Source organism: Mesorhizobium sp. M8A.F.Ca.ET.218.01.1.1, from assembly GCF_004791165.1.
Taxonomy (GTDB): Bacteria; Pseudomonadota; Alphaproteobacteria; order Rhizobiales; family Rhizobiaceae; genus Mesorhizobium.
Genome location: NZ_SRUZ01000004.1, coordinates 532,637 through 553,754, shown reverse-complemented (window position 1 = coordinate 553,754; position 21,118 = coordinate 532,637). Strand labels below are relative to the sequence as shown.

At 62.8% G+C, this 21,118-nt stretch carries 20 protein-coding genes; 13 read left to right on the top strand and 7 right to left on the bottom strand.

What is annotated here, in order from left to right:
- The first annotated feature begins 22 nt into the window (after positions 1-22).
- From dusB to hflX, 8 genes are all read left to right on the top strand, one after another.
- Positions 23-1,051, top strand: coding sequence for a tRNA dihydrouridine synthase DusB (gene dusB, locus EN861_RS18680; RefSeq protein WP_135864852.1), 1,029 nt, complete (start codon positions 23-25; stop codon positions 1,049-1,051).
- The gene (locus EN861_RS18675) at positions 1,048-2,190 is read left to right on the top strand and encodes a nitrogen regulation protein NR(II) (RefSeq protein WP_127872374.1); all 1,143 of its coding nucleotides are present in this window, start codon (positions 1,048-1,050) and stop codon (positions 2,188-2,190) included. The genes dusB and EN861_RS18675 overlap by 4 nt, the downstream gene beginning before the upstream one ends.
- Positions 2,187-3,647, top strand: coding sequence for a nitrogen regulation protein NR(I) (gene ntrC / locus EN861_RS18670; RefSeq protein ID WP_027142746.1), 1,461 nt, complete (start codon positions 2,187-2,189; stop codon positions 3,645-3,647). Before EN861_RS18675 ends, ntrC begins: the two co-directional genes overlap by 4 nt.
- Before the next feature lie 129 nt (positions 3,648-3,776).
- Positions 3,777-6,062 carry a PAS domain-containing sensor histidine kinase gene (locus EN861_RS18665; protein WP_167531435.1) on the top strand — a complete coding sequence of 762 codons (2,286 nt, stop codon included), beginning with the start codon at positions 3,777-3,779 and terminating at the stop codon, positions 6,060-6,062.
- Positions 6,052-7,413, top strand: coding sequence for a sigma-54 dependent transcriptional regulator (locus tag EN861_RS18660; RefSeq protein ID WP_015317919.1), 1,362 nt, complete (start codon positions 6,052-6,054; stop codon positions 7,411-7,413). The genes EN861_RS18665 and EN861_RS18660 overlap by 11 nt, the downstream gene beginning before the upstream one ends.
- Before the next feature lie 96 nt (positions 7,414-7,509).
- On the top strand, positions 7,510-8,373 hold the full coding sequence (locus EN861_RS18655) for a D-amino-acid transaminase (RefSeq protein ID WP_127279996.1): 864 nt from the start codon (positions 7,510-7,512) through the stop codon (positions 8,371-8,373).
- A 144-nt stretch (positions 8,374-8,517) separates the two neighbouring features.
- Positions 8,518-8,763, top strand: coding sequence for an RNA chaperone Hfq (hfq, locus tag EN861_RS18650; RefSeq protein ID WP_006202172.1), 246 nt, complete (start codon positions 8,518-8,520; stop codon positions 8,761-8,763).
- A complete protein-coding gene (gene hflX / locus EN861_RS18645) occupies positions 8,764-10,152 on the top strand; it encodes a GTPase HflX (RefSeq protein ID WP_135864850.1) in 1,389 nt (462 codons plus the stop codon).
- A gap of 62 nt (positions 10,153-10,214) precedes the next feature.
- Here hflX and mazG read toward each other — a convergent pair whose 3' ends face one another.
- Together mazG and EN861_RS18635 are read right to left on the bottom strand one after the other, a co-directional pair.
- Complete coding sequence (gene mazG / locus EN861_RS18640) at positions 10,215-11,039, bottom strand: nucleoside triphosphate pyrophosphohydrolase (protein WP_127872376.1); 825 nt, start codon at positions 11,037-11,039, stop codon at positions 10,215-10,217.
- An 89-nt stretch (positions 11,040-11,128) separates the two neighbouring features.
- Positions 11,129-12,313, bottom strand: coding sequence for an amino acid aminotransferase (locus EN861_RS18635; protein WP_135864894.1), 1,185 nt, complete (start codon positions 12,311-12,313; stop codon positions 11,129-11,131).
- A 129-nt stretch (positions 12,314-12,442) separates the two neighbouring features.
- On the opposite strand from EN861_RS18635, the gene EN861_RS18630 reads away from it, so the two are divergent.
- The 5 genes from EN861_RS18630 to EN861_RS18610 all read left to right on the top strand — a co-directional run bounded on the left by EN861_RS18630 (position 12,443) and on the right by EN861_RS18610 (position 16,261).
- Positions 12,443-13,054: a histidine phosphatase family protein gene (locus EN861_RS18630; protein WP_135864848.1), complete on the top strand. Its 612-nt coding sequence runs from the start codon at positions 12,443-12,445 to the stop codon at positions 13,052-13,054.
- A 102-nt stretch (positions 13,055-13,156) separates the two neighbouring features.
- Entirely contained in the window at positions 13,157-13,675 is a 519-nt protein-coding gene (locus EN861_RS18625) for a sigma-70 family RNA polymerase sigma factor (protein ID WP_245511781.1), read from the top strand.
- Entirely contained in the window at positions 13,672-14,445 is a 774-nt protein-coding gene (locus tag EN861_RS18620) for an anti-sigma factor (protein ID WP_127281243.1), read from the top strand. Before EN861_RS18625 ends, EN861_RS18620 begins: the two co-directional genes overlap by 4 nt.
- 24 nt (positions 14,446-14,469) lie before the next feature.
- Entirely contained in the window at positions 14,470-15,186 is a 717-nt protein-coding gene (locus tag EN861_RS18615) for a Bax inhibitor-1/YccA family protein (protein ID WP_135864846.1), read from the top strand.
- A gap of 190 nt (positions 15,187-15,376) precedes the next feature.
- Positions 15,377-16,261, top strand: a complete 885-nt coding sequence (locus EN861_RS18610) for an aldose 1-epimerase family protein (protein WP_127280957.1) — start codon at positions 15,377-15,379, stop codon at positions 16,259-16,261.
- A 49-nt stretch (positions 16,262-16,310) separates the two neighbouring features.
- On the opposite strand, the gene EN861_RS18605 is transcribed toward EN861_RS18610, so the two are convergent.
- The 5 genes from EN861_RS18605 to EN861_RS18585 form a co-directional block, all read right to left on the bottom strand.
- The gene (locus tag EN861_RS18605; protein WP_135864844.1) at positions 16,311-17,222 is read right to left on the bottom strand and encodes an agmatinase; all 912 of its coding nucleotides are present in this window, start codon (positions 17,220-17,222) and stop codon (positions 16,311-16,313) included.
- 550 nt (positions 17,223-17,772) lie between these two features.
- Positions 17,773-18,045, bottom strand: a complete 273-nt coding sequence (locus EN861_RS18600) for a helix-turn-helix transcriptional regulator (RefSeq protein WP_127278781.1) — start codon at positions 18,043-18,045, stop codon at positions 17,773-17,775.
- Positions 18,046-18,139: 94 nt separating this feature from the next.
- Positions 18,140-18,676 (bottom strand): DUF983 domain-containing protein, encoded by a 537-nt coding sequence (locus EN861_RS18595; RefSeq protein WP_135864842.1) that lies wholly within the window; start codon positions 18,674-18,676, stop codon positions 18,140-18,142.
- A 370-nt stretch (positions 18,677-19,046) separates the two neighbouring features.
- Positions 19,047-19,586: an NADH-quinone oxidoreductase subunit B family protein gene (locus EN861_RS18590; protein WP_135864840.1), complete on the bottom strand. Its 540-nt coding sequence runs from the start codon at positions 19,584-19,586 to the stop codon at positions 19,047-19,049.
- A 12-nt stretch (positions 19,587-19,598) separates the two neighbouring features.
- On the bottom strand, positions 19,599-21,116 hold the full coding sequence (locus EN861_RS18585; RefSeq protein ID WP_127278787.1) for an NADH-quinone oxidoreductase subunit C: 1,518 nt from the start codon (positions 21,114-21,116) through the stop codon (positions 19,599-19,601).
- Between the last annotated feature and the right edge of the window lie 2 nt (positions 21,117-21,118).

Here is a 21,118-nt window from a genome sequence, read left to right as displayed (position 1 = left end):
TGGACATGCTTGGTTTTTGTGCATGGTTAACTTGATCAGATTGGCCGCGCCTCTCGACGTCGGCGGCGTGAGAATCCGCAACCGCGTCTTCCTCGCGCCGATGTCCGGGATTACGGACGAGGCGTTCAGGCAGCGCGCCCATTCGCACGGCGCCGGCCTGGTCGTATCCGAAATGGTTGCCAGCGGCGAACTCGCCAAGGGCAGGGCTGGCTGCGACCTGCGCATACGTCATTCCGGCCTGCCCGTCCATATGGTTCAGCTTGCCGGCCGTGAGGCGATGCATATGGCCGAAGGCGCACGGATCGCCGCCGGCGAAGGCGCCGACATCATCGACATCAACATGGGCTGCCCGGCCAAGAAGGTCACCGGCGGCTATGCCGGCTCGGCATTGATGCTGGACCTCGACCACGCGCTCTCGCTGATCGAGGCCGTGGTCGGCGCCGTCAAGGTGCCGGTGACGGTCAAAATGCGGCTGGGTTGGGACGAGGCGGCACTCAATGCTCCCGTCCTTGCGCGCCGTGCCGAGCAGGCTGGCGTCAGGATGGTCACGGTCCATGGCCGCACACGCTGCCAGTTCTACCAGGGCAAGGCGGACTGGCGCGCCATTGCTCGCGTCAAGGAGGCCGTTTCCATCCCGGTCGTCGCCAATGGCGATGTCTGCTCCCCGGCTGAAGCCTCGGTCATTCTCGAACAGTCCGGCGCCGACGCCGTGATGGTCGGCCGCGCCCACTATGGCGCGCCGTGGGTCGCCGGCAGCATCGCTACGGCCGCCGCCGGGACATTTTCGCCCGGCGTTCCCGAGACCCGCCAGGCGCTCTCCGACTATATCATTGCTCATTACCAGGACATGCTGGCGCTTTACGGCATCGAGAGCGGCCTGCGCCAGGCGCGCAAGCATCTGGGCTGGTATCTCGATCGACATGCCAGGGGTGTCGCTGGCGACAGTAGAAAAGCGATAATGACTGCGTTCGAACCCGCTCGCGTCATTGCCTTGCTGCGCGATGTGTTTCCGCGCGATCCGCAAACCATGAACCTGCGGAGCGCCGCATGACCGCCACTGCTGGCCAAGGCACCGAAATAGCGGATGCCGCCCAGATCGTGCTGAATACGATCCGTCGCCCGGTGATCATGATCAGCGAGGAAGGGTTCATCATCTTCGCCAACGCCGATGCCGAGGATTTCTTTCGCTCCAGCGCGACCATGCTGGCGCGCAACACCTTGTCCAAACTCATACCTTTCGGCAGCCCGTTGCTGACGCTGGTCGACCAGGTGCGCGAGCGCCGCGCGCCCGTCAACGAATATCGGGTCGACGTCTCGTCACCGCGCCTCGGCATCGAAAAGGTCGTCGATCTCTACGTCGCGCCGGTGCCGGAATTTCCGGGCTCCGTCGTGGTCATGTTCCAGGAGCGGTCGATGGCCGACAAGATCGACCGGCAGATGACGCATCGGGGCGCGGCGCGCTCGGTGACCGGCCTGGCGGCGATGCTGGCGCATGAGATCAAGAACCCGCTGTCCGGTATCAGGGGGGCGGCCCAGCTGCTCGAACTGTCCGCCTCCGATGAGGATCGCGCGCTGACGCGGCTGATCACCGACGAGACGGACCGCATCGTGTCGCTGGTCGATCGAATGGAGGTGTTTTCCGACGAGCGGCCGATCGATCGCTATCCCGTCAACATCCACGTCGTGCTCGATCACGTGAAAGCAATCGCAAAGAACGGTTTCGCGAAGAAAATCAAGATATTGGAGGACTATGATCCATCATTGCCTCCAGTGTTCGCCAATCGCGATCAACTGATCCAGGTGTTCCTCAACCTGGTCAAGAACGCCGCCGAGGCGATCGGTAGCGATCCCCACGGCGAGATCGTGCTGTCCACCGCCTTTCGGCCCGGCATTCGCGTTTCGGTTCCCGGCACGCAGGACCGCGTATCGCTGCCGCTGGAGTTCTGCGTGCGCGACAATGGTTCGGGCGTCTCGGAAGATATCCTGCCGATCCTGTTCGATCCCTTCATCACCACCAAGCCGAACGGCTCGGGGCTGGGGCTTGCGCTGGTCGCCAAGATCGTCGGTGAACATGGCGGCATCATCGAGTGCGATTCGACGCCGCGCGCAACGACGTTCCGGGTGCTGATGCCGGCCTGGAAGGAAACGGCGCTAGGCGCCGATCAAGACGGCGAAGGAGATCGCAAATGACCGTTCGCGGCAACATTCTCGTCGCCGATGACGATGCGGCGATCCGCACCGTGCTCAATCAGGCCCTTTCGCGTGTCGGTCACGAGGTGCGCGTCACTTCCAACGCCTCGACCCTGTGGCGCTGGGTGGCGGCTGGCGAGGGTGACCTCGTCATCACCGACGTCGTGATGCCGGACGAGAACGCCTTCGACATGCTGCCACGCATCAAGAAGGCGCGGCCGGAACTGCCTGTCATCGTCATGAGCGCCCAGAACACCTTCATGACGGCGATCCGCGCTTCCGAAACCGGTGCCTACGAATATCTGCCGAAGCCTTTCGACCTGACCGAACTCCTCAACATCGTCAACCGCGCGCTGTCCGAGCCCCGGCGGCCCAAGATCGATGCCCGGCAGGAAGAGCAGCCCGAAACGATGCCGCTGGTCGGCCGTTCGGCGGCCATGCAGGACATCTACCGCATGCTGGCGCGCATGATGCAGACCGACCTGACGGTGATGATCTCGGGCGAATCGGGCACCGGCAAGGAACTGGTGGCGCGCGCGCTGCATGAATATGGACGCCGTCGTGGCGGTCCATTCGTTGCCATCAACATGGCGGCGATCCCGCGCGATCTCATCGAATCGGAATTGTTCGGCCACGAGAAGGGCGCCTTCACCGGCGCGCAGAACCGCTCGACCGGCCGCTTCGAGCAGGCAGAGGGCGGCACGCTGTTCCTCGACGAGATCGGCGACATGCCGATGGAGGCGCAGACGCGCCTGCTGCGCGTCCTGCAGCAGGGCGAGTACACGACGGTCGGCGGCCGCACGCCGATCAAGACCGATGTGCGCATCGTTGCCGCAACCAACAAGGACCTGCGCACGCTGATCAACCAGGGCCTCTTCCGCGAGGACCTCTTCTACCGTCTCAACGTCGTGCCGCTCAGGTTGCCGGCGCTGCGCGAACGCTCCGAGGATGTGCCCGACCTGGTGCGCCATTTCTTCAAGCTTGGCGAGATGGAGGGGCTGCAGACCAAGCGCATCTCTTCCGGCGGCATCGAGCTGATGAAGCGCTATCCCTGGCCAGGCAATGTGCGCGAGCTGGAAAACCTCGTTCGCAGGCTCGCCGCGCTTTATTCGCAGGACGAGATCTCCGCCGAGATCATCGAGGCGGAACTCAAGACAGGCGAGCGCCCGGTGGTACCGGGCGCCGGCAACCTCATTCCCGACGATCTTTCCATCGGCCAGGCGGTGGAGCACTTCCTGCAGCGCTATTTCGCCTCCTTTGCAGGCGAATTGCCGCCCGCCGGTCTCTACGAGCGCATTCTGTCCGAGGTCGAATATCCCTTGGTGCTGGCTTCGATGACGGCAACCCGCGGCAACCAGATCAAGGCCGCGGAGCTTTTGGGCCTCAACCGCAATACCCTGCGCAAGAAGATTCGCGAGTTGGGCGTCAACGTCTACAAGTCCTCCCGCCAGACCTGAGCCCGCGCCAAGCACACGATCTTTTCAGGGGACCGAACGGGGAAAGAGTCCCGCTGCTGTCACACTTGTTGCATAATCGCCACAATGCATTGCATAGATCCGACGCAATCACTGGCTCTAGACGGCGACATGGCTCCGCAGGCACCTGTACTCAACAAACCGCTTTTCAGCGAACCTGGCGCGCGCGACGGGCGCCGGCTGCTGGCCCTGCCCGGCGTGGTGGCGGTCGTCGGTGCCCTGGTCATGGCGGCTATCTCGTTCGCCATCCTGGTCGGAGCGACGCCGATTGCGCCTGACGCCAAGACGACCTGGGCGCTGATCGCGCTCAACGCCGCCTTCGTGCTCGTTCTCATCGCGTTGGTCGGGCGGGAGGTGCATCGCATCGTCATGGCGCGCCGCCATGGCAAGGCGGCTTCTCGGCTGCATGTGCGCATCGTTGCCATGTTCGCGCTGGTTGCCGCCATTCCCGCCATCATGGTGGCGATCATCGCCTCGATAACGCTCGATATCGGCCTTGATCGCTGGTTCGAGATTCGCACCAAGACGATCGTCAATTCTTCACTGTCGATCGCCGACGCCTATGTGCAGGAGAACGCCCGCAATCTGCAGGGCACGACGCTGTCGATGGCCTATGATCTCGATTCGTCCCGCACGCTCTACGGCCTCGATCGCACCGGCTTTCTCGACCTCATGAACAAGGAAGCCGTGGGCCGCTCGTTGGCGCATGCCGCGCTGATCAAGCCCGACGGCTCCTTCGTCATGAGCGCCAAGACCGATGCCGATTTCGCCATGCCGGAACCGCCGGAAGGAGCGGTTGCCACCGCCACAGACGGCAAGCCGGTGTTGATCGAGCCGCGCACGCGCAACATCATGGGCGCCATCGTCAAGCTGCGGGAGATCGAGGGCCTCTATCTCTACACTATCCGACTTGTCGACCCCGAGGTGATCAAGGCGCGGCAGATCGTCAGGTCCAACACCGACGAGTATCGCAATCTCGAGGATAACAGGCGCACCTCGCAAGTGGCATTTGCGCTGCCCTATTTGTCACTCACCTTGATCATCATCCTGTCGGCGATCTGGACCGGCATCGCTGTTGCCGACCGGCTGGTGCGGCCAATCCGTCAGCTGATCGGCGCTGCCGACGAAGTCGCGACCGGCAATCTCGACGTTGCGGTGCCGGTGCGGCCATCCGATGGCGATGTCGCCTCGCTTGGCGATACATTCAACAAGATGCTGCTGGAGCTCAAATCACAGCGCAACGAGATTCTGTCGGCGAAGGACCTGATCGACGAGAGGCGGCGTTTTTCCGAAGCCGTGCTTGCCGGTGTCACCGCCGGCGTCATTGGCGTCGACCCTTACGGCATCATCACCATCGTCAACCGTTCTGCCGAATCGATGCTGGCCATTTCCGCCAGCGCGGCGCTCGGGCAAAACCTTTCCGCGGTCCTCCCGCATGTCGGCCGTGTCTTCGAGATCGGCCGCAAGTCCGGCAAACCTGTCTATCGCGAGCAGGTGACTTTCTATCGAGCCGGCGCCGAGCGGACCTTTAACGTGCAGGTCACCATCGAGGCAGGCGATGACGGCTCGGAGGAAAAATCCTATGTCGTGACGGTGGACGACATCACCGATCTGGTTCAGGCCCAGCGTTCGTCCGCCTGGGCAGATGTGGCGCGGCGCATCGCCCACGAGATCAAGAACCCGCTGACCCCGATCCAGCTTTCCGCCGAGCGTATCAAGCGCCGCTACGGCAAGGTCATCACCGAAGACCGCGAAGTTTTCGACCAGTGTACCGACACCATCATCCGGCAGGTGGAGGACATCGGCCGCATGGTCGACGAGTTCTCGGCCTTCGCGCGCATGCCAAAGCCCGAGATGAAAGCCATCGACCTGCGCGAATCGCTGCGCGAGGCCTCTTTCCTGGTCGAAGTCAGCCGTGCCGACATCACCTTCGAGCGGATATTCGGCAACGAACCGCTCAAGGGCACTTTCGACAGCCGGTTGATGGCTCAGGCCTTCGGCAATGTGATCAAGAATGCCGCCGAGGCGATCGACGGGCTGGAACAGAAGGACGGTTCGCACGGCATAATCCGGATTCAAGCCGGCCGCCAGAATGGCGCGATTCGCATCGACGTCATCGACAATGGCAAAGGCCTGCCGCGCGAGAATCGCCAACGCTTGCTGGAGCCCTATATGACCACACGTGAAAAGGGCACTGGGCTTGGTCTCGCTATCGTCAAGAAGATCGTGGAGGACCATGGCGGCAGGCTGGAACTCCATGACGCGCCCGCGGATTTCCATGGCGGGCGCGGCGCGATGATCAGCATCGTCCTGCCGCCCGCGACCGGCGCGCCGCCGCGCGGCGAAAGCAGGGCGGACCACGAAAGAGAAACTGAAAAGGTCGGTAATGGCGTCTGATATTCTCATCGTCGATGACGAGGAAGACATCCGTGAACTCGTCGCGGGCATCCTGAGTGACGAGGGTCATGAAACCCGTACGGCATTCGATGCCGACAGCGCCCTGGCGGCCATCGCCGATCGAGCGCCGAGGCTGATCTTCCTGGACATCTGGCTGCAGGGTTCGCGCCTGGACGGGTTGGCGTTGCTCGACGAGATCAAGACCATGCACCCCAACCTGCCCGTGGTGATGATTTCAGGCCATGGCAACATCGAAACGGCGGTTTCCGCCATCCGTCGCGGCGCTTATGACTTCATCGAGAAGCCGTTCAAGGCCGACAGGCTGATCCTCATTGCCGAACGCGCGCTCGAGACCTCGAAATTGCGCCGCGAGGTTTCCGACCTCAAGCTGCGCAGCGGCGAGACCTTCGACCTGATCGGCATGTCGTCGGCGATGAGCCAGTTGCGCCAGACCATCGAGCGCGTCGCGCCGACCAACAGCCGCGTGATGATCGTTGGCCCCTCCGGTTCGGGCAAGGAACTGGCGGCGCGCGCCATCCATACGCTGTCGACCCGCAAGGGCGGGCCGTTCGTGACGCTGAGCGCCGCCAACATCACGCCCGAGCGCATGGAGATCGAATTGTTCGGCACCGAATCGAACGGGGTCGAGCGCAAGGTGGGAGCGTTGGAGGAGGCCCATCGCGGCATTCTCTACATCGACGAAGTGGCCGACATGCCACGCGAGACGCAGAACAAGATCTTGCGCGTGCTGGTCGAACAGCAGTTCGAGCGGGTGGGCGGCACGAAGCGGGTCAAGGTCGATGTCCGCATCATTTCCTCGACCTCGCAGAACCTGGAGGCAATGATCGCCGACGGGCGTTTCCGCGAGGATCTTTACCACCGGCTCGCCGTGGTTCCGGTCATGGTGCCGGGGCTGGCCGAGCGGCGCGAGGACATCCCCTATCTCGTCGACAATTTCATGAAGCAGATCGCCCGCCAGGCCGGCATCAAGCCGCGCCGTATCGGCGATGACGCGCTGGCCGTGCTGCAGGCGCACAACTGGCCGGGCAACGTGCGCCAGCTGCGCAACAATGTCGAGCGGCTGATGATCCTGGCGCGCGGCGAGGACGTCGACGCGCCGATCACCGCCGATCTGCTGCCGTCCGAAATCGGCGACGTCATGCCGCGCACGCCGAACCAGTCGGACCAGCACATCATGGCGCTGCCGCTGCGCGAGGCGCGCGAACAGTTCGAAAAGGACTATCTGATAGCCCAGATCAACCGTTTCGGTGGCAACATTTCGAAGACGGCCGAGTTCATCGGCATGGAGCGTTCCGCCTTGCATCGCAAGCTGAAGTCGCTGGGCGTCTGACGCGGCGTCCATCAGCCGCGCCTGGGCCAAGCATTTGCCGGTTACGGCGGCGGCGGAATCGCATAAGAAAGCCCGAGAATTTTCCAGGGGTCGCCAATGCCGCGCATTGCCTATGTCAACGGGCGCTACGTCGCTCATGCTGACGCTTCCGTGCATATCGAGGATCGCGGCTATCAGTTCGCCGACGGCGTCTACGAGGTCTGCGAGGTGGCGCGCGGCTTCATCGTCGACATGCCGCGCCACCTTGCCCGGCTGAACCGCTCGCTGACCGAGCTGTCGATCGCCTGGCCGGTGACACGCAATGTGTTGCCGCTGATCCTGCGCGAGGTGGTCAACCGCAATCATGTCGTCGACGGTCTGGTCTATGTTCAGGTGACGCGCGGTGTCGCCAGCCGCGATTTCGTTTTTCCGTCGGCGGACACGAAGCCGGCTTTGGTGGTGACCGCCAGGAAGGCGGATCCTGCCGCCGGCACGAAACGAGCCGAGACCGGTATCGCGGTCATTACCGTGCCGGAGAACCGCTGGGACCGTGTCGACATCAAGACCGTCGGGCTGCTGCCCAATGTATTGGCCAAGCAGAAGGCCAAGGAATCCGGCGCCCAGGAAGCCTGGTTCGTGGACACGGATGGCAACGTCAAGGAAGGCGGCTCGTCGAATGCCTGGATCGTTACCAGGGACGGCGTTCTGGTCACCAGGCCGGCCGAACATGGCATTCTGCGCGGCATCACGCGCACCACCATGTTCGAAGTCGCCGCAAAGCTCGGCCTGAAGATCGAGGAGCGTGGATTTTCTGTCGCCGAGGCCAAGGCGGCTCGCGAAGCATTCATCAGTTCGGCGACGACTATTGCCATGCCAATCGTGGCCATTGACGGTGATCCCATAGCCAATGGACACCCCGGCTCAATAACACTTTCGTTGCGGCAAGCCTTTTTTGACATTGCGGAAAAAAGTCCAGCCTGATAACCGCACAGGTGGAATGAACATCAATATATCTCGTTCTGCTTGTCGTTACTGACGGCAAGAGGGTGTTTGCGCGCTTGACATGTGCCCGCTAATTTGGCGCATTGGCTGCAAACCGAAGGGGATCGGCGAAAGACAAAAACAATGGCGGAACGATCGCAAAACCTTCAGGACCTGTTCCTGAACTCAGTTCGCAAGAGCAAGAACCCGCTCACCATCTTTCTCATCAACGGCGTGAAGCTGACCGGCGTGGTCACTTCCTTCGACAATTTCTGCGTCCTGTTGCGCCGCGACGGCCACTCCCAGCTCGTCTACAAGCACGCCATTTCCACGATCATGCCGAGCCAGCCGGTTCAGATGTTCGATGGCGAGGAAAGCCAGGGCGCCTGATTGGCACGTGAGAAGGACGCGGACGGCACGGTTCGCGGAAAACCAGCGCATCATCCCGGGGCGGCCGAAGCCCCGACCCGGGCCGTTGTCATCGTACCGGTGCTTACCCGCCAACCGCGTAATGACGATGACACGAGCCGTCCCCGGCTGACGCGCTCGGCCGAGGCGCGCCACGACGAAGCAGTCGGCCTTGCCCGCGCCATCGATCTTGATCTGATCCATACGGCCGTCGTGACCGTCAACGACCCGCGTCCGGCGACATTGCTGGGCAGCGGCAAGGTCGAGGAATTCGCCGAAATCGTCAAGGAGGGCCATGCGGAAGTGGTCATCGTCGACCATCCGCTGACGCCGGTGCAGCAGCGCAATCTCGAGAAGGAATTCAACGCCAAGGTGCTGGATCGCACCGGCCTGATCCTGGAGATTTTCGGCGAGCGGGCGCGCACCAAGGAAGGTACGCTGCAGGTCGAGCTTGCCCATCTCAACTACCAGAAGGGCCGCCTGGTGCGCAGCTGGACCCATCTGGAGCGTCAGCGTGGCGGTGCCGGCTTCCTCGGCGGCCCCGGTGAAACGCAGATCGAATCCGATCGGCGTCAGTTGCAGGAAAAGATCATAAAGCTGAAGCACGAGCTGGAAACCGTGCGCCGCACCCGCGACCTGCATCGCGCCAAGCGCAAGAAGGTGCCGTTTCCGGTGGTGGCGATCGTCGGCTACACCAATGCCGGCAAGTCGACGCTGTTCAACAAGCTGACCGGGGCAGGGGTGCTGGCGCAGGACATGCTGTTTGCCACGCTTGACCCGACACTGCGCCGCGTACGCCTGCCGCATGGCACGCCGATTATACTTTCCGACACGGTGGGCTTCATTTCGGACCTTCCGACGCATCTGATCGCTGCTTTCCGCGCGACCTTGGAAGAGGTGGTCGAGGCCGATCTCGTCATCCATCTGCGTGACATTTCCGATCCCGATACGGCGGCTCAGGCCGAGGATGTCGAGCGCATCCTCGCCGACCTCGGCGTCGATGCCGGCGACACCAAGCGCGTCATCGAAGTCTGGAACAAGATCGACCTTCTGGACGAAGGCAACAGGCACCGGCTGCTTGCCGACGGCGCCGACGGCAGCAAGGAACCGCCAATCGCCGTATCGGCGGTATCAGGCGAAGGCATCGATGTGCTGAAAGCGGTCATCGAAACGCGAATGGCCGGCGAGCTGCAAGACCTGACGGTGACGATCGAGCCGGCCCAGTTTGGCGTGGTCGATTGGCTTTATCGCAATGGTGACGTCGTTTCGCGGACCGACAATGACGACGGCAGCGCCACCATTTCACTGAAGGCCACGCAAAGCGCTCGCGAAGAGATCGAAAGCCGATTGCGGCGCAAGAACAACGGCTAACGCGCAGCAACTCCAGGAAAAGTGTATCGCGGTTTTTCGCCCGGCATTGCCGAGCTATAGGCTTACGTCGCGGTTTTCGCTTCCTGCCAGAGCGCTTCCATTTCCTCCAGGGTCGCTTCCTCCAGCGTGCCGCCGGATTTCTCCACGGCCTGCTCGACGTAGTGGAAGCGTGAGCGGAATTTCTCGTTGGTGCCGGCAAGCGCCGCTTCCGAGTCGAGCTTCAAGTGACGGCCGAGATTGACGACGGCAAACAGCGTGTCGCCGAACTCGTCCTTGATGTCAGCCGTTTCGCCCTTGGCTAGAGCCTCGCGCAACTCCCCGATCTCTTCCTCGATCTTGTCCAGGATGGGAACGGCCTCGCTCCAGTCGAAGCCGACACGGGCAGCCTTTTCCTGAAGTTTCAGCGCTCGCGTCAAGGCGGGCAGGGCGACCGGAACACTGTCCAGGAAGCCTTTGCCATTATCCTCGGGGTCGAGGCCACGCGCGAGGCGGGCTTGCCGCTTCTCGGCCTTCTCCTGCGCCTTGATCTTCTCCCACATGCCCTTGGCCATGCCGGCGCTGCGAGCCTTCTCGTCGCCAAAGACATGCGGATGGCGGCGGATCATCTTGGTGGTGATGGCCTGGACCACGTCGCCAAACGCGAACTCTCCGGCCTCCTGCGCCATCTGCGCGTGGTAGACGACCTGCAGCAGGAGGTCGCCGAGTTCGTCGCGCAGGTCGTCGAGATCGCCGCGCGCGATGGCGTCCGCCACCTCATAGGCTTCCTCGATCGTATAAGGGGCGATGGTGGAGAAATCCTGCTCGATGTCCCACGGACAGCCGGTCTTCGGCGCGCGCAATGCCGCCATGATCTCGATCAGGCGTGAAATATCTTTCGATGGCGTCATGCGGCGGATGCTATCGCGCCGACCGCCGCGCGGCCAACGCTGTCAGCCGGCGAGGGGACTTTGTCCACAGCTGCACCGTACCCGTTTCATCAGTCCAGCACGGAAACGATCGCCTTGGCGAGGTCATCCATGCCGTCCTCGGGCAGGCCGGCCACGTTGATGCGGCTGTCGCCGACCATGTAGACGGCGTGCTCGGCGCGCAGCCGTTCGACCTGCGCTTCCGTGAGGCCAAGCCGTGAGAACATGCCGCGATGGCTGGCAACGAAGTCGAAGCGATCGGAATTGGATTGCCGGCGCAATGCCTCGGCGAACGCGACCCGAAGCCGCAGCATACGCAGGCGCATCTCTTCGAGCTCGGCTTCCCAGTCGGCACGCAGCGCGGCGTCTTCCAGCACGATGCGCACCGCGGCCGCGCCATGGTCCGGCGGCATTGAATACATGGCGCGCGCCGCCGACAGCATCTGGCTCATCGCCACGTCGGCATGCGCGCCGTCCCTGGCCAGCACCATCGCCGCCCCGACACGGTCGCGGTAGACGGCGAAATTCTTCGAACAGCTCGACGCCACGACCATTTCCGGCACCTTCGCGGCCAACAGCCGCAAGCCGAGCGCGTCCGCCTCGAGGCCGTCGCCAAAGCCCTGATAGGCGATGTCGACAAATGGCAGCAGGCCGCGCTCGACGACCAGATCCGTGACGCGCTCCCACTGAGCCGCGTCGAGATTGGCGCCGGTCGGGTTATGGCAGCAGCCATGCAGCAGCACCACGTCGCCGTTGTTGGCGCCCCGTAGCGCGGCCAGCATATCGTCGAAACGAACCGCGCCCGAGGCCGCATCGAAATAGGGATATTCGCGGATCTGCAGGCCGGCGGCACGCATCACCGGCATGTGGTTCGGCCAGGTCGGGTCGGAGACCCAGACCGTCGCGTCCGACCGTGTGCGCTTGAGCAGTTCCGCCACCAGCCGCAGCGCGCCGGAGCCGCCAGGCGCCTGTGCTGCCCGGATACGCGACAGGTCGGCACCCGGACCGAAGGCGAGCTTGGCCATCACCGTGTTGAAAGTGGTATCGCCCGCAAGGCCGAGATAGGTCTTGGTATCCTGTCCCTGCAGCAACCGCTTCTCGGCCTCGCGCACGGCGCGCATGACCGGCGTCTTGCCGTCGCGATCCTTGTAGACGCCGACGCCGAGGTCGACCTTGCCAGGGCGTGGATCGGCGCGATAGAGGCCGATCAGCGCAAGAATCTTGTCGGCGGGAGCTGGCTGCAGGTCTTCGAACATCATTATGGTTCCGTTGGCGCGGCGGAGTGATACGCAAATTGGCGACGTTTCACCAGCGGTTTCGGTGCGCCGGCATGAAAGGCGGCACTGTTGGTACAGCTTCCACCCACTTCAGAGAAAGCATGCTCCATGCTCGTCCGTCTGACCATGATCTGCGCCGGCGCCACGGCGGCGACCCGGAAAGGATCGTTTCCTTCGGATGAACCGCTGGAGCCACGATCGCTGACATTGGCAAACGCGATGGGCGGGACGCTGCGTCGCGCCGACCGTGTGTGGACAGCGCCGGCGCTTCGCGCCCGTCAGACCGCGCAGGCGCTATCGCTGGATGCATCTGTCGATCCGACGCTGGCGGACCAGAACTACGGACGATGGGCAGGCAAGAGCCTTGACGAGGTGGAGGCGCGACAGCCCGACGAGATCGGCGCCTGGCGCACGGATCCGAATGCGGCCCCGCATGGTGGCGAATCGCTGGCCGAGGTTGCCCAAAGGGCGGCTGGATTGATGGATCGATTAATCGCCGAACGTGGTCACACGATCGCAGTGACGCATGCCAGCTTCATCCGCGCCGCGATCCTGCATGTTCTCGGCGCGCCGCTTGCCGCCAGTTGGAAGATCGACGTCGAGCCGCTGAGCATCACGGATTTTCGCAGCGATGGCCACAGGTGGATGCTCCGCGCCTGCGGCGTAACGCTTCCCAAACCGGCAAAACACTTTGGACCAGAGGGCGCCTACGACAACTGAGCGAGGTGAGGGCAGCCGCCGACATATCCTCCAGCGAAGAAAAAATGGCGCCAGCGGGATTAAAGTCCCCACATGCTCCGTAAACAGGGCATGAAACCGTCGATGCCACGCTTTGACATCATAGGACAGCTCGGGTCGCTGCGGCGCTATGCGCGCTCGCTGACGCGCGACGGCGTCGAGGCCGAGGATCTCGTGCATGACGCGCTGGTGCGCGCCTATGAGCGGCGCGGCACCTTCCGCTCGGGAGGAAACCTGCGGGCATGGCTGCTGTCGATCGTCCACAACACCTTCATCGACCGCGTGCGTTCGCGCCGTTCGGAAGCGGCGCGGCTGGAACAGGCCGGATATCTGGCCGACGGCAGCACGCCGGCGCCGCAGGAACATTCCGTGCGCCTGGCGCAGGTGCGCGAAGCCTTTTTCAGCCTGCCGGAAGAGCAGCGCTCGGCGTTGCATCTGGTCGCCATCGAGGGCCTCTCCTACCAGCAGGCGGCAAATGCCAGCGGCGTGCCGCTGGGCACGCTGATGTCGCGTATCGGCAGGGCGCGCGCGGCTTTGCGCCAGATGGAAGAGGCGCCCGCCCGTGGCAAAAATCATCTCAGGATCGTGGGAGGCGACTCATGACCGCTCTTGTCGACCCGGTTACGGACGCCGATCTCGACGCCTATGTCGACGACCAGCTCGACGTCACCCGCCGCATCGAGGTCGAGGCTTTCCTGGCCGCGCGTCCGGCGGCGGCCGCGCGCGTGATGTCCGATCTGCGCACCCGCGACGAACTGCGCGTGGCGTTGGCTGGCTCCGATGGCATGGCGCGGCCAGCAACGGCCGATGCCGCACGGCGGCTGGAGAGGGGACTTGGCCGGGGCCGTATCTTCGGCGTGCTGCAACGCGCGGCGGCGGTTGCTGCTTTCGTTGCCGCCGGCTGGCTGGCCAACGGCATCATCGGGCCGATATCGGTGACAAAGGTCGTCGCTTCGCCGCAGCCGCCCGCCTATGTCGACGAGGCGGTACAGGCACATAGGACGACGCTGCTGCGCGAGAACATGCCCTCGCAGACCGAGGCGCCCAATTACAATGCCGGCGAGATCCGCGCCGCCACCGCCATTGTCATGCCATCGCTGCCGACGGACTGGAAAGTCCGCGACGTGCAGATCTATCCGTCGCGCTTCGGCCCGAGTGTCGAGATTGCTGTTGAAACGAAGGAGATGGGCCTGGTGTCGCTGTTCGCAATCCGGCCGGGCACTTTCGATGTGGTCAAACCGACCGTCGCGCCCTCCGGCGATATCTCCTCGGCATACTTCCAGATCGGCGATGTCGCCTACGCGGTTGTCGCGAAGAGCGAGGTTCATGATCTCGACCGCGCCGCCGAAACGCTCGCCAGAACGCTTTACTGACCGATCCACAAAGGAGACCTGAAAATGAATACGCCCAATCTTGGATACCGGGTGGGCACAGGCGCCCGGACCGGAGCCGTCTACGACGAGGGCCTGCGCCAGCACATGCTGCGCGTCTACAATTACATGGGCCTCGGCCTGGTGGTTACGGGCCTTGTCGCCTTGCTGGTGTCGTCGACGCCCGCTCTCTACGTGCCGATCTTTTCCAGCCCGCTGAAATGGGTGGTGATGCTGGCGCCGCTCGCTTTCGTGCTGCTGTTCTCGTTCAAGATGCAGACCATGTCGGCGGCAAGCGCGCAGGCAATGTTCTGGGCCTTCTGTGCCGTCATGGGCCTGTCGCTGGCCTCGGTGTTCCTGGTCTTCACCGGAACCAGCATCGCGCGCACCTTCTTCATCGCCGCCACCATGTTCGGCGCCACCAGCCTCTACGGCTACACGACCAGGCGCGACCTGACGCAGTTCTCGTCCTTCCTGATCATGGGCTTGATCGGTGTGGTGATCGCCAGCATCGTCAACATTTTCCTCGGCTCGACCGCGCTGCAGTTCGCCATCTCGGTGATCGGCATCGCCGTGTTCATCGGCCTGACCGCCTGGGATACGCAGACGATCAAGGAGCAGTATGCGGAGAATTTCGATGCGGAGTCGCGGCAGAAGCTCGCCGTCTTCGGTGCGTTCTCGCTCTATCTGAATTTCGTCAACATCTTCCAGCTGCTGCTGAATTTCACCGGCGAGCGGGAATAGTCCGAACCGTAGCAGGCAACACCTGGCATTCTGCCGTGGCCGGAGGAAACCTCAGGCCACTTTTTCATTCGAGACGACGCTTGGCCCGCGGCGCCGTCGATGTTCATAAATGCAAATGGGTCGGCGGCCTTGAGTTCGAGCCCGGCCATTTGCTAGCCTGCTGGCCACACCAGACAAACCGCGAGGACATATGGGACAGGACAGCCTGACGCTCGACGGTGACGGCATATCGGCAACCATCGTCGCGGATGGCGCGGAACTGGTTTCGCTGCGGGATGCACGAGGATTTGAGTTCCTGTGGCAGGCCGGACCGGCCTGGCGACGCCATTCGCCGGTGCTGTTTCCGATCGTCGGCCGGCTGAAGGGCGATCAGCTGCGCCATCGCGGCCAGACCTATCCGATGACGCAGCACGGCTTCGCGCGCGATAAGCCTTTTGCGTGGGCGGAGAGGGGGCCCCGGTCCTGCACGCTGGTGCTCACCGATGACATGGAAACCCGAACGCACTACCCGTTCGCATTTCGCCTGGCCGTGACCTATACGCTGGGCGAGGGGCAGCTCGACATAGGATTAGAGGTCACCAACACTGGCGACGACCCGTTGCCGGCCTCGATCGGGGCGCATCCGGCATTCAACTGGCCGCTTCTGCCCGATGTAGCCAAGGACGCCTATCGCCTGACGTTCGCCGAAGCAGAGCGCGCTCCGATCCGCCGGCTGAAGGATGGCCTGCTCACCGCGACGCCGCAGCCAACGCCTGTCAAAGGCAATATCCTCGAGCTGTCCGAACGGCTGTTTGATGGGGACGCCGTGATCCTGGACCAGCCGGCCAGCAGCAGCGTTCGCTACAGCGCCGATCGCGGTCCGGCGATCGAGGTCTCATGGCAGGGATTTCAAGAACTGGGCATTTGGTCCAAACCTGGCGGCGCACCGTTCCTGTGCATCGAGCCTTGGCACGGCATTGCCAGCCCGCTGGATTTCGATGGCGAGTTCACCGACAAGCCGGGCCTGATGCTGATCGCGCCGGGCGCGAAGCGTTCGCTGAGTTACCGGATCAGGCTGGAGCAGGGGCCTCGGTAAGGTTCCGGCAAGCCGCGGACCGGAGCCGTATTCGACATCAGGTCGAGGTTCAAACCTGCCGGACCACGGCGCCGATCACATTGATGAGAAGGCGCGCGGCGGTGAGCGCCGACAGGCCGTCAATGTCGGCTGGCGGATAGAGCTCCACAAGATCGAATCCGGCGATCCTCGCCCGCTTGCCGAGGCCTGCGATGAGATCGATGATCTGCGTATAGGTGAGGCCGCCGGGCGTACGCGCGGCCACGCCAGGCATGATGCCTGGGTCGAGACTGTCGCAGTCGAAGGTGACGACGACCCGCGCGCCTTCCGGAATATGGCGCAGGGCGGCTTCGACACCCAGGGCGTGAACCTCGCGGGCGGTGACGAAACGGCTGCCATAGTGCCGCGCCGCTTCGATTTCCGCGAGGCGTGCGCTGCCGACGCTGCGCAATCCGACCTGCACCATGCCGGCGACATGCGCCATCTCGCTCGCCCGGCGCATCGGGCTGGAGTAGCCGTAGCGCTCGCCATGCACTTCGTCACGCCAGTCGATATGGGCGTCGATCTGCAGGATCCAGACAGGCCCGTGATCCGCGAAGCCGGCGAGGAAGGGACTGACCACGGAATCGTCGCCGCCGAGCAGGATGGGCACGGCCGGCGATGACAGGATCTCGCGCGTCTTCGCCTCGATCCGGGCACGGTTGCCGGCATTGTCATGCATGATGGTCAGGATGTCGCCGGCGTCGACGCAGCAGATCGGCCTGCCGTCGAACAGCGGGCCGCCGAGATCGAAATCCCAGTGCTCGACGAGCGCGGCATCACCCTGGCTCGCAAAGCGGATGGCCTCGGCGGCCAAGGCATGACCGCTGCTGTCTTTGCCGGGATAGGTGCTGCCGTGACCAGCTCCGAAGATTACCGCGCGGGGCGCCGTGCCATCGGCGAGGCGATCGGGCAAGCCTAGAAAGGAAGATCGAGTGGTCATTTCTGATCGCCTTCAGTCCCGCCGACGCATGATGAGTGGATTGGAGCAGGGTGGTTGCTTTGTATGCCGGATTCCATCGAGCGCATCCAGATCCATCGCATCCTGCTCGAAGCTGCGCTGATCCGATCCGGATATAGGAACACACATGGAGAGCATCGCGCGGCACCGCCGCGTCATCTACAGTGATATGTTGGTGCGGGCGGTCCGCAAAACGGATGTATTGTCTCGATCGACGCGCCGGTATCGGCGGCGTGTTCGAAAATCCGCTGCGAGGCCGAAGACCTCAGGAGGTGAGCGGCATTAGTGGGCTTCACTGCCTGGAGCGGACGAGGGTCAGGAGGTCGGGTGAAGATCTATGTTCCGAGTGTAGTGGAGGGGCAGGAATGGGTTCTTCCCGAACAAACCGACCGACCAGCTACCAGTTGGCTCCTGATGTTCTGTGTATCGTCGCTTCATTGGCCCATTGGATGATACGTGTTCATCTTTCCTGCTTCTCAGGTCGAGACCTCGCCGATTGATCGGTGCCGTCCTTACGACGCCGTCGGGGCAATCAATGCGTCCGGCCTGCCAGACCGACAGGATGCGCCAGGCGCACGCCTCGGCCTCCGCCGCCACTGCGCTCATGATCGCCAATCAGCTCGATCCCTGCTGCTCTGAGGGCGATTACGACGTTCTTCTGCATGTCAAACGCGCCGGGTAGATCGCTCTCGCCGGCCTCCATTCGTTGGATGGCTGACAGGGAAATGCCGGCACGCTCAGCTAGGCGTTTCTGGTCGATTCCAAGCAATGCCCGGGCTGCGCGAATCTGCGAAGCGCTAATCACATTTTGGTCTCCAGGCTACGCTGCTCCGCATTGAAACAGTCATCGACCAACGCGACGGCGTATGGAAAGACGGCAATTGTGATCAGTAAAGGGATCATCCCGGCTCGTCGTTTTTAAGCCGCGAAAACCAGAACGCGCTGATCAAAGCGCCTTTTATGCGGGGTAACAAAAGCAGTATCAGCGCTACAATAATAAGAGAGATCAATACCATTGTGACGGCGAAGTATGACAGAAGAAGCCCTTGGAACAAGAAATACAAGGGGGCTGCAAATACGCCCGCAATGAGGATAGTGAACCAAGGCGCCGCATCGTCAGATTCTATGTCACCAAAGTGTTCTCCACAAACTGCGCAACGCTCCACCTGCTTCAGGTAGGTGCGATACAATTTCCCCTGACCACAGTTAGGGCATCGGCCCACCAAGCCTCGTGAAAGGGCGACTGGCAGAGTCGGCCGTGCAAATATGTCGCTTCCTTTGTCCATCAATGATAATGTATAATACATGACACTCAATGGTTCAACACCTAGATATACACTGTCTGACATGATGCTGCACGGGTCCAGCGTTAGGTTGCGGGGCTGCTGCGCCATCAGATGGACACTGTCTGACCATGCGCGCTTGCGGACTGTCATTTCAGATGATCGGCCAACTCGTAAGGCCCACTAGGACGCCTGAGCGTTGCACTCAAGCCTGCCGCGGCTATCTCGCCGACTGTTCACGGCGGAGGGCATCGGTTCCGTGAGGAACACCGGAAGCTAGCTGCCCGTCGGGTGATGGTTCCTGCCCGCTTGGCTGATGCAGTCCAGCGCGCTCATCACTTCCTGATCTCGGCCTGCTCCCTTGCAATCTGCAGCAGCCCGTCGACCAGTTTGCCCTGCTTCTGCTTCACGCTGCGATCGTTCAAGGCTCCGTTTTCACATCGAAACCTGGTTAGTCGGGATGCCATTTTAGGCCTGGAGGCTTTTGCTCCCCTTGTGGCGGAAGAGCCCTCCACATCGATAGTCAACTTCGAGCAACGCCAGCCTTTGAACTCACTCCCTCAAGCAAGGCGAGCAGGCCTTTCAGAATTTCGATGGGCGGCGGTGGGCAGCCTGGAATATGCAGGTCGACGGGCAGCGCCTCCGACACTCCGCGCATCACGGCATAGCCGCCGGCGAAACAGCCGCCGTTCTTCGCGCAATCTCCGAGCGCGACCACCCATTTGGGATTAGGAGTTGCGTCGTATGTCCGCTTCAATGCCTCGCGCATGTTTTTTGTGACCGGACCCGTGACGAGCAGCACATCGGCATGGCGCGGCGATGCGACGAACCGGATCCCAAAACGCTCGATGTCGTAGAAAGCGTTGTTGAGCGCATGCATCTCGAGTTCGCAACCGTTGCAGGAACCGGCGTCGACAGCCCGAATGGCCAGGCTTCTCCCCAGCCTTTTGCGAGCGGACCCGTTGAGGGCACGCGCCAATTCCTCGACTGCCGAGTCGCGTGCCACCGGTGGACGCTCGGTGAGAGGGGGGCGTATCAGGCTTTCGAAGAGAAGCTTGCGCATGACGACGTGCCTTCAGAGATCGTGGCCGGAATAGGAGCAGTTGAACGATTTGTTGCACAGCGGGAAGTCGGCGACGATGTTTCCCTCGATCGCAGCCTCAAGAAGCGGCCATTGAAACCACGACGGATCACGCAGGTGACAGCGCTCCACCAAGCCGCCCTTGCCGATGCGCAGCCAGGCCAGAATGTCGCCCCGGAAACCTTCGACAAGCGCCATGCCTTCATGCGGCCCGCCTGTCTGCGCGAAGTCGACACGGATCGGCCCATCTGGCAGTTGTGCCAGGATTTGCTCGACCAGGGATAGGCTCTGTTCAACCTCGTGGATACGAATCCAGACACGGGCGTTCACATCGCCCTCCTGGAGGACAGGCACATCGAAGGCGAGCTTGTCATAGGGTGGATAGGCGACATTGCGGCGGGCATCGAAGTCCCGGCCGGAGGCCCGCCCGACATACCCTCCAGCACGATATTGGCGAGCAAGCTCCACCTTCAGCCGGCCAGTTGCGACTGTCCGATCCTGGAGCGACGCCGTGTTGTCGTAGAGTTCGACCAGTGCGGGAAACCGCCGCCTGATCTCTGCGATCAGAGACCTGACCGCTGTCGCCCCCTCATCGCTGAGGAAGCTTGCCACCCCTCCCGGCACGATGCGGTCGCGCATCAAACGATGGCCGAAGGCTATATCGCTTGCCCGCAACACACGCTCACGCAGCACTCCGCAGTGGGCATGCATCAGGGCGAAGGCGGCGTCATTGCAAATGGCTCCGATGTCGCCCAGATGGTTGGCCAGGCGCTCCAACTCGGCCATGAGCGCTCTCAACCAGATTGCTCGTGAGGGAATCTCGACACCCAGCGCCGTTTCGACCGCGCGGGCAAAAGCCAGTGAATACGCCACGGTGCTGTCGCCAGAGGTCCTGCCCGCCAGTTTGGCTGCACGGTCGATATCGGACCCCGCCATCAAGCCTTCTATGCCCTTGTGCGTGTATCCGAGGCGCTCCTCCAGCCGGACGACCGTTTCGCCGCTCGCTGTAAATCGAAAATGCCCTGGCTCGATGATGCCGGCATGCACGGGCCCGACCGGGATCTGATGCAGGCTTTCCCCCTCGGCTGACAGGAAAGGGTACGGGGACACCGTTGCAGCAGACGTCCGGACGTGGGTATTCAATGGATAGCTGACACCCCAGTGGCCATGATCAAGCCACGGTCGCGTATCAGGCGCGCCTTGTGGCAAGAGGCCGAAAAGGTCAGCGGCCGCACGTTCGAGACGCAATGCCGGCGGATGCAGCCGACCGACCGATGGGTAGCGGCCGTCCGGGCATTTCAGGCTGATAACGCCGATGTTCCCGGCCGTTTCGTCAAGAAGCGCCATGTGGACGACGCTTGGCTCACCCCAAAGACCGAGCAAGCTCCAGTGACTCACGACCAGCTTTTCAACAGCAAAGTTCCATATTTGGGGGGGCACCACGGCGCGTGGCCAGGGGAGATGCTTTTTTACACGTCGGCCATCAAGTATGAGATCGATCAGCTCGGGCACGG